Below are 14,241 nucleotides of genomic sequence, written 5' to 3' on the forward strand. Positions count from 1 at the left end.
TAGATTATTGTAATCTTATGATTCATTAATCAATTGTGCCAATTGCCTGGTAAGGTTTTTTCTTGAATATTGCTGTAAACCAACTCCATTGGCCTGTAATTTCCCTTCCAAAAATTGATTATAAAAGTCCAAAATTACACTTTTTAACTTCGCTTTTTCAGAATAATCAAAAAATACTCCTGTATTGGTTTCTTTTATAATATCTGCAAAATCAGAACCTTGTGGACCAATAGCGATTATTGGGCGGTTCGATACCATATATTCAAACAGTTTACCCGGAATAATACTTTTAGTGTCTTCCGAATTAATTTCGATTAGAAGTAAAACCTGGGATTTCTTTTGATGTGCAATTGCTTCATGATGCGAAACATAACCCAGAAGATTTAAATAAGAATTCAAATCAAACTCCTGAATCGAATCAAGAACTTCCTGACTTACTGCTCCAATCAATTTGATTTCTAAATCCGATTTAAAATCAGGGATTTCCTTTAGCAACTCTACCAGACATTCCCATAAAAACTTTGGATTTCTGTCTGATAAAAAAGATCCGATATGAGCTAAAGTAAATTTAGCATCTAAAGTCTGTTTTTCTACATTTTCAATATCGTAACCGTTTGTAATAACCGAAATTGGCTTACTGGTAATAGCCTGAAATTCGGCTTTAGTCGTTTTACTGGTTACAATGATTGTGTCAGCACTATTTAATACTTTATGCTCTAAACTTTTATGTTTTTTAGCAGCATAATTAGACAAACGTAATGCTTTGTGGTATCCTATTGTGGTCCAGGGATCACGGAAATCCGCAAACCATTTTACGTTTAATTTTTCTTGTAACTCCAGTCCAATCAAATGTAAACTATGTGGTGGTCCAGATGTTACGATTGTGTCTATATTATTTTCTTTAATGTATTTCTCCAGGTACGAAACTGAAGGTTTCACCCAAAATACACGAGCATCCGGAATAAAAAGATTACCACGAACCCAAAGAAAAGTTTTATCTAAAAAGGTTTGTTTTTTTTGATGTGGAAAAATTCCGGAACTGATTTTCTTTGTTTTCTTTTTTGAAAAAATAGCAGCTAATTGATATGGCTCCCAGATTTTATTCTTAAGAACAATCACCTTATCAGATATTTCATTAACCAAACCTTCATCAATAATTGGATAGGTTGGATTCTCAGGAACATAAACAATTGGCTGAACATTAAAATCAGGTAAATACTTAACAAATTTCAACCAACGCTGCACACCAGGACCTCCAGCTGGTGGAAAATAATAAGTAATAATTAAAAGTTTTTTTTGTTCCATTAGATTGATTGGTTTCACAGAGACTCACAAAGTTCCTGCAAAGTTTCGCAAAGATTATTTAAATTTACTTTTGAGTATCTCCGTGATTTCTTTGTGAATCTTTGCGGAAGAATTTTTCAAAATAAATTCCACCAATCAAAAGCAATAACATTCCGATAGAACTTACCAATGTAATTGTACCTCCGGTTTTTACAACTTGTGGTTCAAATTTGAATTCAATCGTGTGTTTTCCGCCCGGAACTTCCATGGCTCTTAAAACATAATCTACAGGAAAATGATCTGTCAATTTACCATCAACGTAAGCATTCCATCCATTTTTATAGTACATTTCAGAGAAGACAGCTAAACCTTCTTTTCCATTATCTGATTGATATTTAATGTAGTTTGGTTTATATTCTACAACTTTTATTGTACCGGTTGTATCCCATTGTTTTTTTGCTCTTGCATTTTCAAATTTACTTTCATAATCATGAACATTAAAAACGGCTACCTTTTTAGTATCAAGGTCGTTTAAAGCTTTCATAACATCGTCAGGTTTGTTTACCAGTCTTACCGCACCAACAAACCAGGCATTTCCGTTTGCTTCAGGATTTGCAACTGGAACTTCATTTCCTTCTTTATCTGTTTGAATTACATACTTAACATTTAACATATTAAGCACTTCAATATTTCCTTTTTGAATTTGATAATCCATTAATTGCTGCATTCTTCTTGGGCGTACAGCACTATATCCGCCAATAGTTTTATGAAAATAAGAAGACCTTCCCTGTAACTGCCCTTGTACATCAAAAACACGATAGATTGATTTATCTTCTAAAATTTTAGCGTCAATTGGAGTTTCCTGAAATGGAGCTGCAATTTGCACCGGACTCACAAAATCTTTAGCAGAAACGTATCTTTTATCAACAAAAAACAAATCGAAAATCATTAAGATACCCACAAGAATTAATGTCGTATTCTGAGCTAATTTATTCTTAATGAACAACCATAAAATTCCAAATGTAATCACAATAAAGAATCCTGAACGCAATAAATCTGCAGAATACAAACTCATTCTGTCTTCTTTTAAGGCATCAACAAAAGCAGGGCCATAACTCTGCAAGTAAGCATTGTCACTCATCCCTGTAAAATGGAACATTCCTTTAGCAATAACTAAGATCAATAAAACCCCTAGCCCGAAAACTCCAGTCTGAATCAAAGCTTTTTGCTGTAGTTTTGGTTCATCTTTAGCTTTAAAAAAGGACTGTAATCCCATAACTGCAAGCACAGGAATACATAACTCTAATATAACCTGAATAGAAGATACTGCTCTAAACTTATCGTACATCGGAACGTATTCGATAAAAAAGTTAGTCAGTAATGAGAAATTTTTTCCCCAGGAAAGCATCAACGTAAATAATGCTCCACCAAGAAATACATATTTTATTTTTCTTTCATCAATAAATAAAGCCAGAACCGCCAAAAAGAAAACCACTACACCAATATAGGCTGGCGCAGATACAATTGGCTGATCTCCCCAATAAGTTGGCATTCCCGAAACAAAATCCTGTGCCTGATCTGAAGGAACTCCCTGTTCTATCATAAACGAATACATTCGGCTGTCTGTACCTACATTTTCATGGCTTGACCCTCCGAAGATTCTTGGTGCGATTAAATTTAAACTTTCTGCGATTCCATAACTATATTCTGTAATATAGTCCGTTGTCATTGAAGCAGTTGTTTCATTTTTAGATCCGTCAGGATTAAAAGTCAATTCGCTTTTATCACGAATACTGTACTTTGCATATTCGCTGGTTGCTAATAAATTTCCTGCATTGGCACCAATAGCAAAAATTCCGGCCACAGTTAAGGCACCAATAGCTTTTAAAAGTCCTTTATAATCTTTTTCCTTAATAAAATGAAAAGCAAAATATCCGGAAAGAATTAGCAAGAAGATCAAAAGATAATACGTCATTTGAAAATGGTTCGCATTTACTTCCAACGCGACCGCAAACATGGTGAGCAAGCCTCCCCAAATATATTTTTTCTGAAAAACCAATATAAAACCAGCTATAACTAGTGGCATATAAGCAATTGCGTGCGCCTTTGCATTATGGCCAACTCCCAAAATAATAATTAAATAAGTAGAAAAACCGAACGCAATTGCGCCGATAAATGCTTTAAGCGGATCTGTTTTTAAAACTAATAACAAACCGTAAAAACCTAAGAAGTATAGAAATAGGTAATCTGAAGGGCGAGGTAAAAATCGCAAAACATCATCCAGTTTACCCACAAAATCATTAGGATAATTGGCTCCTAACTGGTAAGTTGGCATTCCCCCAAAAGCAGAGTTTGTCCAATAAGGTTCTGCATTTTCAGCGGCTCTAAAGTCATTTTGCTCTTTTGCCATTCCGGTATATTGTGCAATATCCGACTGGAAAATTTGTTTTCCTTGTAAGACTGGATAAAAATAAATTAACGAAACGAGAATAAAGCCCAATATAACAAGGGCATGCGGATAGAACTTATTTACTATTTTCAATTTAGGTTGGTTTGGGTTAAATGATGAATCCTATTAACTAGGACACAAACTTAATCTATTTCTTCGTAATCAACATAATCGCCAACCTTTTTGGTTTCGCGAGGATTTTTTGCATTAGCAGTGTTGATGATTATCTCATCATTGTTAGTACGTGTTTTTTGCCATGAGTTATCCTGGCTATATTGTTGCTGTCTCTGAAAATTCTCACCTGCTTTTTCAACCGCTTTTTTTACCAATACTGGCAAAAAGATTCTGGCTAAAAATTTGAAAATATAATAAAACGCAATGATCCACATTATCGTTTTAAACAAATTTGTAAAAGATGCTTCTTGCATAATCGTATAATTTTTGCCAAAATTAATAAATCCGTTGTTTAAAATTAAAATATCAATCTTAAATAAATAATAAAATATAGTACATTTGAAATGCGTTATAGTTTTTTAATCAAAAAATACATTTATGTTAAAAATTAAAAACTTATTTATTACAACTCTTTTTTTATCACCACAACTTTTCTTTGCACAATACACAGACGTTATTAATTCAAATCGTCCTGGCGAAACTATGTCTGCTTACGCAGTTGGCAAGTCAGTGATTCAGGGAGAAATTGGTGTTTACGGAATTAAAGAAAAACACGATTTATTAGATTATGATGCAAGCGGTTTCGGAACTGATTTAACAGTGCGTTATGGAGCATTTATGGAAAAACTTGAATTTATTCTCGATCTGCAATATCAAATGGAAAACTTTGACACTCCATACACCAGTTATAAAAAAAACAACTTTAGACAAACCGTTTTAGGAGCTAAATATTTGATTTACGATCCTTATCATAATTACGAAAAAACAGCTAATATTTATAGTTACAAAGCAAATCATTCTTTTAACTGGCACCAACTAATACCTGCGGTTTCAGTATTTGCAGGAGCTAATTTTGTTGGAGCAGATAATCCTTATTCATTTTCACCACAATCAAGCATTTCTCCTAAAGTAGTATTAATTACCCAAAATCTTTTTGGAGACGGAAAATGGGTATTTGTTACTAATTTTATTGCCGATTATATCACAACTGATTATCCAAGTTACGGATATGTATTAACTTTGACGCACGGATTTAACAACAAATGGTCTGGTTTTATTGAAAATCAGGGATATAAAAGTGATTTTTACAGTGATGCAATTCTTCGCGGAGGTGCCGCTTATTTACTAAATTCGAACATGCAGATTGATGCTTCAATAAGTACCAACTTTAAAAACACACCTTCTGTATTATACGGCGGAGTTGGTTTTTCATGGCGTTACGACGGTTGGTATAAGGAAAAGCAAGAGATGACCTTTAAGAAGGATAAAAAAGCTAAAAATAAGGATGCTGAGGAAAATATAGATTATCAGGAAAAAGAAAGAAAGCGTAAAGCTAAATATGAATAAATTACTAACTGAACTTCTCTAAAAAGAGAAAACAATTAAGACTTTTAATGATTACAATTAAAGAAGCCAAAACCAAAAAGGAATTAACAGAATATATTAAGTTTCCGTTTTCATTATATAAAGATAACCCATATTGGGTTCCGCCAATTATTGCTGATGAATTAGAGTCTTTTGACAAAACAAAAAACCCGGCTTTTGATCATGCAGAAGCTTACTTTTATATGGCCTACAAAAACAATGAAGTTGTTGGCCGTATTACTGCAATTATAAATTGGTCTGAAGTTAACAATCAACATAAAAGAAAAGTACGTTTTGGATGGTTTGATGTTATTGATGACATTGAAGTTACAAAAGCTTTATTAGAGAAGGTAAACGAACTCGGCAGAAAACATAATCTGGAACACGTTGAAGGACCGATGGGATTTTCAAACCTGGATAAAGTTGGTGTTCTTACCGAAGGTTATGATCAGGTTGGAACCATGATTACCTGGTATAATCATGCGTATTATGTAACACATTTAGAGCAACTAGGGTTTCAGGTTGAGAAACAATATATCGAAAGTATATTTCCATTTTCGAATGTAAAACCTGAGTTCTTCTTAAAAGCACAGGCGTTGATTAAAAAACGTTATGAGTTAAGAGCATTAAATTTTACTAAGACTAAAGACATTATGCCTCACGTAGACAAAATGTTTGATTTGTTTAATGAGACTTATGCTAATCTTGCTTCATTTGTTGCAATTTCAGATGTGCAGAAAGCATATTTTAAAAAGAAATACATCAGCTTCATCAATCCTGAATACATTAAGTTTGTAGTTGATAAAGACGATAATTTAGTTGCCTTTAGTATTGTTATGCCAAGTTTTACAGAGGCATTGCAAAAAATAAAAGGTAAACTATTTCCATTTGGTTTCTTGCAGTTATTAAAAGCAAAAAAACACAGTAAAGATGTTGTTTTTTATCTGATAGGTGTTCATCCGGATTATCAAAATAAAGGTGTTACCGCTATTATTTTTGATGAATATTACAAAACCTTTTCAGAAAAAGGAATTCAAAACTGTATTAGAACTCCAGAGTTATTAGAGAACAATGCAATTCACTTACTTTGGAAGAACTTTGACCCAAAAATTCACTGTCAGAGAAAAACATATAGAAAAGATCTTTAAGAATTTTGAGTCCTAGTGACCCTTTAAATAAAAAAAATCCATTCCAGCTTAACGGAATGGATTTTTCATTTTACAATTTTTCATTTTTATTGTGGGCAATCTGATTTTGTCAACGTATTTTTTGCATCAAATTTTAATTTCTTTTTATCTTTAAAAGTAACCTTATTATTAGCATCAACTACATCTCCATATCCTTCAATTAGAGTACCGTCTTTTTGTAAAAACACAACCTCTCTTACCGAAGAAACTCCTTCAGACATGAAAGTATAATCTGCAATAAGCGTATCACCTTTCATATTACCGATTATAGTACCTTCATTTTTATCTTTTCCTGTGATGTTATAACTCAATTTTCCGTTTACTTCCTGATGTGAGTTCACATTAAAACTTATCGCTACAATATTACCATTAAGTCTTGAAGTATAACATTGATCTCCTGCAGGTTCTACAATTTCTGCTTCTTTTGGCGGATTTGGTTCTATTTGGGGAGGTGGAAGTGTTGTTTCTTTTTTACAAGAAATAAAAACACTTAAAATAACGATTACTAATGCTGATAATTTTTTCATACTTCTTATTATTTACTGATTTTGAATTATAAAGTTACATCATATAAAAAAAATCCATTCGTATAACGAATGGATTCTTTTACATAATTTCCACTTAAAAGAAATCTATTTTTTTTTGAAACTGCTAATTAAGCGTCTAAATCGACTGTAGTTCTACTAGCAATTTCTTTATACGTTCCATTAACTAATTTCTCACGAATTGCTTCAAAAGCAACTAAAGTTTCATCAATATCTGCTATTGTATGAGAAGTAGTTGGAATCATTCTTAACAAAATAATTCCTTTTGGGATTACCGGATAAATAACGATAGATAAGAAAATACCATAGTTTTCTCTTAAATCATTTACCATTACCATTGCTTCCGGAACGCTTCCTTCCAAATAAACAGGCGTTACACAAGTATTAGTATCTCCAATATTGAAGTTTCTTTCACGTAAACCATTTTGCAATGCATTTACATTTTCCCAAAGTTTATCTTTCAATTCCGGGTGGTTACGTAATAATTCTAAACGCTTCAATGAGCCAATTGTCTGAATCATTGGCAATGCTTTTGCAAACATTTGAGAACGTAAATTATATTTTAAATAATCAATAATATCCTGATCTGCAGCCACAAAAGCTCCAATATTTGCCATAGATTTTGCAAAAGTAGAGAAGTATACATCTATGCCGTCCTGAACTCCCTGCTCCTCACCTGCTCCTGCTCCTGTTTTACCAAGTGTACCAAAACCGTGTGCATCGTCAACTAATAATCTGAAATTATATTTTTCTTTTAAGGCAACAATTTCTTTTAATTTACCTTGTTGTCCTCTCATACCAAAAACACCTTCAGTAATAAAAAGAATTCCTCCACCTGTTTCGGTAGCCATTTTAGTAGCACGTTGCAGGTTTTTCTCGATACTTTCTAAATCATTGTGTTTATAAGTAAAACGTTTACCCATATGTAAACGAACACCATCAATAATACAAGCATGAGAATCTACATCGTAAACAATAATATCATTTTTTGTTACTAAAGCATCAATAATAGATACCATTCCTTGATATCCAAAATTCAATAAATAAGCCGCTGGTTTCATTACAAACTCAGCTAATTCATTTTCTAATTGCTCGTGGTATTTAGTATGTCCTGACATCATACGTGCACCCATTGGATAAGCTGCGCCAAATTGTGTTGCAGCATCAATATCAGCCTGACGAACTTCCGGATGATTAGCAAGCCCTAAATAGTCATTTATACTCCAGTTTAAAATATTTTTCCCACCAAACTGCATTCTTGGACCTAATTCTCCTTCTAATTTAGGAAATACAAAATAACCTTCTGCTTGTGACGCCCATTTTCCTAAAGGACCTTTATTGTTCTGGATTCTTTCGAATAAATCTTTTACCATAATATATTTGAAGTAATAATTTTATTTATCAGCGAGCAAAAATAATGATTATTATTCTAAAATAGAGTTGGGCTATTATTTTTATTAAAAATTTATCTGAATATCAATATTTAAAGGGGAAAGCCAACAATTATACTATAAATTTAATAAGTTTAAACTTAAAATTTTAAGATTAATTTTTAAAATCTATTCTTCTTTTGTAAGTATTAATTGGCGTTTTTTGACATAAAGGTGGTGCATTTTTTACGTTATAATGACTTATTTATAACTAAAATAATTTACAAAATGCAAAAGACTTATTTACCATCAAATTCTTATAAAACCAATTTTAGTTTTTACCTTTGGAAGTATGTAATTTTTTAATATCCAGATATGCCCTTAAGCAACTCCAAAGATTTAAAATTAGCAGTCTTGATAGATGCTGATAATGTACCTTACAGCAATGTAAAAGGTATGATGGAAGAAATAGCAAAATTTGGAACACCAACCACCAAACGTATTTATGCCGATTGGACCAAGCCAAACTCAAATGGCTGGAAAGGTGTTTTGCTGGAACACGCCATTACTCCTATTCAACAATACAGCTATACAATAGGAAAAAACTCTTCTGACTCGGCCTTAATTATCGACGCAATGGATTTGCTTTATTCCGGAAAACTAGACGGATTTTGCATAGTATCCAGCGATAGTGATTTTACGCGTTTAGCGATTCGACTCCGCGAATCTGGTATGAAAGTAATTGGAATTGGAGAAAAGAAAACCCCAAATTCTTTTATAGTCGCCTGTGACAGGTTTATTTATATTGAAGTTTTAGACGGTGCTATTCAAAAGAAAAAACCAAAAACGGCTGTAGCTACAGATGCCAAAAAACCTGTTGAAAAGCCAGCTGAAAAAGCATTGCACAAAATTGACAAACAAACCATTGAACTTATTGAAGCTACAATCGAAGACATTGAAGATGATGATGGCTGGGCCTTTTTAGGAGATGTTGGGAATTTGATCGTAAAGAAAAAACCTGAATTTGATCCTAGAAATTACGGTTTTTCTAAGCTTACGCCTATGCTGAAATCATTGACTGATATTCTTGAAATCGACGAAAGAGAATCAGATAAAAAAGGCATTAAGCACGTTTACGTTCGTTTGAGATTCAATTAATTATTACTTTTTAATATTTATAACATGAGAAAAAAATTCTTTATCTACGGATTCTTATTGTTAATAATTGTTGTTACCATTTATTTTTATACAAAACGTGGTTTTTTACTGGTCATTATTCTTCCAATCTTACTGGTGGTTGGTATTTATAATATTATTCAAAAAAAGCACGCCATTTTAAGAAACTTCCCGGTCTTGGGTTATTTCAGGTATTTATTCGAAATGATAGCACCTGAAATTCAACAATATTTTATTGAAAGATCTACTGACGGAAAACCTTTCTCAAGAAATCAGCGCTCTTTGGTTTATCAAAGAGCAAAAAATATCGATTCAAATTCTCCTTTCGGAACGCAGCTAAATTTAAACCAGGATAATTACGAAGGAATAAAACATTCTATTTTTCCTGCCAAAGTAAACGAAGAATTACCACGTGTTCTGGTTGGCGGAAGAGATTGTAAACAACCTTATTTAGCTTCTTTATTTAATGTTTCTGCAATGAGTTTTGGTTCGCTAAGTGAAAATGCAGTTCGTGCCATAAATATTGGTGCCAAAAAAGGAAATTTCTACCAAAATACCGGAGAGGGTGGTTTAACCGAATATCATTTGGCTGGCGGTGGTGATATTACCTGGCAAATTGGTACAGGATATTTTGGTTGTCGCGCTGCTGATGGAACTTTCAGTCCTGAAAAATTCTCAGAAAAAGCCAATCTTCCGAATGTAAAAATGATTGAAATCAAACTTTCGCAAGGTGCAAAACCTGGTCATGGAGGTGTACTTCCATCTGCAAAAAATACAGTTCAAATTGCTAAAATCAGAGGGGTTGAACCACATACAACCATTCTTTCTCCTCCCGGACATCATGCTTTTTCAGACAGTAAAGGTTTGGTTCATTTTATAAAACAGTTGCGTGAATTATCAAATGGAAAACCTATCGGATTTAAATTATGTATTGGAAATACAGCCGAATTTGAAGCCATTTGTCACGAAATGATTGCAGAAGATATTTATCCTGATTTTATAACCGTTGATGGTGCCGAAGGAGGTACCGGAGCAGCGCCACTTGAATTTGCAGATGGAGTTGGAATGCCTTTTGAACCTGCCCTGATATTTGTAAACAAAACATTAGTTGGATTAAATATTCGTGATAAAATACGCATTATAGGAAGTGGAAAAATCATTTCTGGTTATTCTATTTTACACGCAATCGCTTTAGGTGCTGATATGTGTAATAGTGCCCGTGGATTTATGTTTTCATTAGGCTGTATTCAGGCTTTACGCTGTCATAATAATGAATGTCCAACCGGAGTGGCAACTCAAAATAAAATGCTGATGAAAGGTTTGGTTGTCACCGATAAATCAGAGCGTGTTTACCACTTTCATAAAAATACTTTGCATGCGGCTAATGAACTTTTAGCAGCAGCAGGAAAGAAAAGTTTTGCTGATGTTGATATTAACATCTTCATGCGTGGTGATGAATTTGCCAATTTATCAGACTCGTATTTCCCTGATCAATTAACAAACGTCACCAAACATTAAGAATAAAAAAAGCCTCTTTGTAAATTTCAAAGAGGCTTTCTTATATTTTGGTAATTTATGTTTTTTGACATTTATTTCAATTAAAGCTTTGCAGTTTCTTTACCAGCTGCAGAACCATTTTCTATAACCGCCAATTCTTCCTTATCAACTAATTGCTGCGCAAGAATTATATTATTATAAGATATAAAGTACACATCAAACTTTACTCCTTCTTCGATTAATTCTGGCGAAATTTGGTCATTTTTAACCATTTCTTTCAACAATTCAGGAAAAGTATCTTTATAGGCCAATTTGTTCGCATCAGTACCTTCCAGATTTGTCTCTATTCTAATTTCAATTTTGTTATCATTTAAAAATGCTTTTGCACTTGTACTAACAACATTTCCACCTTTTATAGAAGAAGTAGTATTATAATTACTAACATGTTCCTGTATCTTCTGTTTGGTGTTTTTACAGCTTACAAGCAGTAAAGCAAAGGAAAGAGCAAATGCGATTTGGGTAATTTTTTTCATAATTTTTTGGTTTTATAGTTATTTTTTAACTCAAACATAACAAACTTTTAACACAAAAGCAACATGCATTAAAAAAAACAATAAAACGTAATTATTTAACTACAAATAAATTAATAGTCAGAAATTATTGAATTTACAAAAACCAAAAACGAATTGTTTTTCCAAAAAAAACCTCTTTAAAAACGATTAAAGAGGCTTAGAATATTCTAAAAATGATAATTCGAATTACTTACTTCATCAATAAAGACATTTCTTCCTTATTAATTATTCTTTTCTCCAGAACAGTATTATCATTTGCCAGATAGTAGACATCAAACTGTACTCCTTCTTCAACTAATTCCTTAAAATTCTGATCCTTGTTTATCATTGCCTTCAATAGCTTCGGGAATTCTGTCGAAGCCTTTGTTTTATTAGATTCATTTTGCTCTAAATCCGTTTCAAATCGCAATTCAATTTTGTTGTCATTCATGTAACCTCTGGCAGTTGTCAGTGTCACATTTTCGCTTTTAAAATTGACAGCTGTTTTATTATAGGAAATCACATACTCCTGAAGTTTCTGTTTGGTATTTTTACAGCTTAACACCATCAATACAATCGCAACTACAAATAAAATTCTGCTTATTTTTTTCATCATTTTCTTTTAAATTTATTTTAGTTTCTGAAGCCTTAAAAGAGCTTCTAAATAGTAATAATCAGCATAATTTATAGAGCAGTCAATTTCACTTCCGGCAGGTTTATGACCCGTTGAATGCAACAAAAATGCCGAATTAACATCATGACTCTGATAATTATCGGAAAGTGAAACAATCATCTTTTTAGATTTTGTCAAATATTCGTTTTTCAAAGTTGCATCTTTTGTATAAGAACTCAATTCAATCAGTGCCGATGATACAATGGCCGCTGCCGAAGCATCTCTTGGCTCATTAGGGATTCCTGGTGCATTAAAATCCCAATACGGAATTAAGTCTTCTGTTGTCAATTTATCCAAATAAACTCGCGCTATTTTATGCGCAAAATCTAAAAATTTAGGATCTTTAGTTTCTCTGTAAACCATTGTAAATCCATAAATACCCCACGCCTGACCACGCGCCCACATACTGTCATCGCTATAACCTTGTGCCGTTCTTCCTTTTATTTTTTTACCTGTTTCATAATCATAAATAACAACATGATAAGATGAATTGTCAGGTCTAAAATGATTGGCCATTGTGGTTTCAGCATGTTTTACAGCAATGTTATATAACTTTTTATTTCCACCATTTTTAGAAGCCCAAAAAAGCAGTTCTAAATTCATCATATTATCGATAATCGTATTATGCCCTCCCATTTTATTATGCGGCCACGATTGAATTGTTCCTACTTTTGGATTAAAAAGTGTTGCCAAAGTATCAGCCGTTTTCAGAATAATATCTTTATACTCTTTGTTTTTTGTTAAGCGATAGCCATTTCCAAAACTATTGAAAACCTGAAAACCTAAATCGTGGTCACCAGCCTTACTAACAGATAATGGCGTTAAGAATCGGCTGAATTTATCGGCTTCTTTTTCCCATTTTTTATCGCCGGTTGCCTGATACAAATACCATAATTCTCCAGGCCAAAATCCGCTTGTCCAATCTTTATAATCAACAAATTTCCATTCTTTGCTTCCATTCGGAACCGTTCTTGGAGAAGTTCCGTCATCCGGAATTACTTTTAATGTTTTTGAAGCTTGCTCAGCACAATATTCAAGTTGTTTCTTAACATTAAATGAATCGTTTTTTTGAGAATAGACAGAACCCGTTAAAAGAAACAAGGATAAAATGAATGGTGTAAATCTTGTAATCATGTGGTTATTTTTGTAAAGTTTTTTAGAATTGATAAATTTATAAAATAAAGTATATCTATTCGAATCTTTGTATTTTTGTTTACCTAAATAATTACTAATAACAATATTATCATAAAGATTGGCTTCTTTGCCAAAGTTTTAAACTTTGACAAAGATTTTCTCTCAACGAAAAAAAACTAAAACTTTAAGTCACTTATCTTATCATTGCAAAATATTAAATTTTCTAAATCATAAAACAATTCAACAACTTCATTTCTCATCACATTAGTTTTGAGAGTTGATAAAATAGCAGGATATGAGGAAAATTTATATTTTTTAAAATCTCTTTTTATTTCGATTGGGTTTTGATGAATATAAATTATAACATTTTTTAAATACTGCTCAGAATCAATTTTCTTTCTTTTAAAAGGAGATTCAAATAACGGTCCATGTCGATTATAGACTTTATTATAAGATTGCGTATAAGAGCTTATCAATTTACTAATTTGTTTGCTAGCTAAGTTTTGCAATGAATGCAAACCAGAATTTTTAGGTAATTTACGCTCTTTATTAGCAAAATTCAATAATTCCTGATTGGACTTTATTTTAATTAAAAAATGAAAATGATTTGGCATCAAACAATAGGCATAGACATCACAAACATTTTGTAAATACTTTGCCAGCTTATTCATAAAAAACATATAATTTTCTTCTTCTTCAAAAATTTTATTACCATTAACACCTCTATTATAAATATGATAAAAACAATCCGATTCTAAATTTTGCATTCTAATATCCATCCAACCTTTAATTTTTATCCTCAAAAGTAAAAATTAAAAAGAAAGAATTTTCTTATT

13 protein-coding genes are annotated in these 14,241 nt (G+C 32.3%); 4 read left to right on the plus strand and 9 right to left on the minus strand.

All coding sequences use genetic code 11. The features are described 5' to 3' along the window. Positions 1 to 15: 15 nt before the first annotated feature. The 3 genes from BUA98_RS09595 to BUA98_RS09605 all read right to left on the minus strand — a co-directional run bounded on the left by BUA98_RS09595 (position 16) and on the right by BUA98_RS09605 (position 4,161). Complete coding sequence (locus tag BUA98_RS09595) at positions 16 to 1,305, minus strand: glycosyltransferase family 4 protein (protein ID WP_072971498.1); 1,290 nt, start codon at positions 1,303 to 1,305, stop codon at positions 16 to 18. A gap of 64 nt (positions 1,306 to 1,369) precedes the next feature. Continuing rightward, positions 1,370 to 3,826 (minus strand): YfhO family protein, encoded by a 2,457-nt coding sequence (locus BUA98_RS09600; RefSeq protein ID WP_072971502.1) that lies wholly within the window; start codon positions 3,824 to 3,826, stop codon positions 1,370 to 1,372. Between the two features lie 50 nt (positions 3,827 to 3,876). After that, entirely contained in the window at positions 3,877 to 4,161 is a 285-nt protein-coding gene (locus BUA98_RS09605; protein WP_072971505.1) for a DUF4834 family protein, read from the minus strand. A 124-nt stretch (positions 4,162 to 4,285) separates the two neighbouring features. On the opposite strand from BUA98_RS09605, the gene BUA98_RS09610 reads away from it, so the two are divergent. Beyond that, entirely contained in the window at positions 4,286 to 5,254 is a 969-nt protein-coding gene (locus BUA98_RS09610; RefSeq protein ID WP_072971508.1) for a transporter, read from the plus strand. 47 nt (positions 5,255 to 5,301) lie between these two features. Further along, positions 5,302 to 6,420 (plus strand): GTP cyclohydrolase, encoded by a 1,119-nt coding sequence (locus BUA98_RS09615; RefSeq protein ID WP_072971511.1) that lies wholly within the window; start codon positions 5,302 to 5,304, stop codon positions 6,418 to 6,420. A gap of 86 nt (positions 6,421 to 6,506) precedes the next feature. On the opposite strand, the gene BUA98_RS09620 is transcribed toward BUA98_RS09615, so the two are convergent. Further along, complete coding sequence (locus BUA98_RS09620) at positions 6,507 to 6,986, minus strand: hypothetical protein (protein WP_072971514.1); 480 nt, start codon at positions 6,984 to 6,986, stop codon at positions 6,507 to 6,509. Positions 6,987 to 7,114: 128 nt separating this feature from the next. Next, positions 7,115 to 8,377 carry a cysteate-C-fatty acyltransferase gene (locus tag BUA98_RS09625; protein ID WP_072971517.1) on the minus strand — a complete coding sequence of 421 codons (1,263 nt, stop codon included), beginning with the start codon at positions 8,375 to 8,377 and terminating at the stop codon, positions 7,115 to 7,117. Positions 8,378 to 8,749: 372 nt separating this feature from the next. Between BUA98_RS09625 and BUA98_RS09630 the strand changes: the two genes are divergently transcribed. Together BUA98_RS09630 and BUA98_RS09635 are read left to right on the plus strand one after the other, a co-directional pair. Next, the gene (locus BUA98_RS09630) at positions 8,750 to 9,532 is read left to right on the plus strand and encodes an NYN domain-containing protein (RefSeq protein WP_072971521.1); all 783 of its coding nucleotides are present in this window, start codon (positions 8,750 to 8,752) and stop codon (positions 9,530 to 9,532) included. A 24-nt stretch (positions 9,533 to 9,556) separates the two neighbouring features. Next, entirely contained in the window at positions 9,557 to 11,068 is a 1,512-nt protein-coding gene (locus tag BUA98_RS09635; protein ID WP_072971523.1) for an FMN-binding glutamate synthase family protein, read from the plus strand. Positions 11,069 to 11,148: 80 nt separating this feature from the next. Here BUA98_RS09635 and BUA98_RS09640 read toward each other — a convergent pair whose 3' ends face one another. The 4 genes from BUA98_RS09640 to BUA98_RS09655 all read right to left on the minus strand — a co-directional run bounded on the left by BUA98_RS09640 (position 11,149) and on the right by BUA98_RS09655 (position 14,184). Further along, positions 11,149 to 11,580, minus strand: a complete 432-nt coding sequence (locus BUA98_RS09640) for a hypothetical protein (protein WP_072971525.1) — start codon at positions 11,578 to 11,580, stop codon at positions 11,149 to 11,151. Positions 11,581 to 11,809: 229 nt separating this feature from the next. Next, positions 11,810 to 12,214: a hypothetical protein gene (locus BUA98_RS09645; RefSeq protein ID WP_072971528.1), complete on the minus strand. Its 405-nt coding sequence runs from the start codon at positions 12,212 to 12,214 to the stop codon at positions 11,810 to 11,812. Positions 12,215 to 12,226: 12 nt separating this feature from the next. Further along, entirely contained in the window at positions 12,227 to 13,405 is a 1,179-nt protein-coding gene (locus tag BUA98_RS09650; protein ID WP_072971531.1) for a glycoside hydrolase family 88 protein, read from the minus strand. Between the two features lie 176 nt (positions 13,406 to 13,581). Then, complete coding sequence (locus BUA98_RS09655; RefSeq protein ID WP_072971534.1) at positions 13,582 to 14,184, minus strand: transposase; 603 nt, start codon at positions 14,182 to 14,184, stop codon at positions 13,582 to 13,584. Between the last annotated feature and the right edge of the window lie 57 nt (positions 14,185 to 14,241).

The organism is Flavobacterium saccharophilum, from assembly GCF_900142735.1.
Lineage (GTDB): Bacteria > Bacteroidota > Bacteroidia > Flavobacteriales > Flavobacteriaceae > Flavobacterium > Flavobacterium saccharophilum.

Coding starts and splice junctions, on each gene's coding strand:
- BUA98_RS09595 (WP_072971498.1), bottom strand. CDS start 1,305: ATGGAACAAAAAAAACTTTTAATTATTACTTATTATTTTCCACCAGCT.
- BUA98_RS09605 (WP_072971505.1), bottom strand. CDS start 4,161: ATGCAAGAAGCATCTTTTACAAATTTGTTTAAAACGATAATGTGGATC.
- BUA98_RS09610 (WP_072971508.1), top strand. CDS start 4,286: ATGTTAAAAATTAAAAACTTATTTATTACAACTCTTTTTTTATCACCA.
- BUA98_RS09615 (WP_072971511.1), top strand. CDS start 5,302: ATGATTACAATTAAAGAAGCCAAAACCAAAAAGGAATTAACAGAATAT.
- BUA98_RS09620 (WP_072971514.1), bottom strand. CDS start 6,986: ATGAAAAAATTATCAGCATTAGTAATCGTTATTTTAAGTGTTTTTATT.
- BUA98_RS09625 (WP_072971517.1), bottom strand. CDS start 8,377: ATGGTAAAAGATTTATTCGAAAGAATCCAGAACAATAAAGGTCCTTTA.
- BUA98_RS09630 (WP_072971521.1), top strand. CDS start 8,750: ATGCCCTTAAGCAACTCCAAAGATTTAAAATTAGCAGTCTTGATAGAT.
- BUA98_RS09635 (WP_072971523.1), top strand. CDS start 9,557: ATGAGAAAAAAATTCTTTATCTACGGATTCTTATTGTTAATAATTGTT.
- BUA98_RS09640 (WP_072971525.1), bottom strand. CDS start 11,580: ATGAAAAAAATTACCCAAATCGCATTTGCTCTTTCCTTTGCTTTACTG.
- BUA98_RS09645 (WP_072971528.1), bottom strand. CDS start 12,214: ATGATGAAAAAAATAAGCAGAATTTTATTTGTAGTTGCGATTGTATTG.
- BUA98_RS09650 (WP_072971531.1), bottom strand. CDS start 13,405: ATGATTACAAGATTTACACCATTCATTTTATCCTTGTTTCTTTTAACG.
- BUA98_RS09655 (WP_072971534.1), bottom strand. CDS start 14,184: ATGGATATTAGAATGCAAAATTTAGAATCGGATTGTTTTTATCATATT.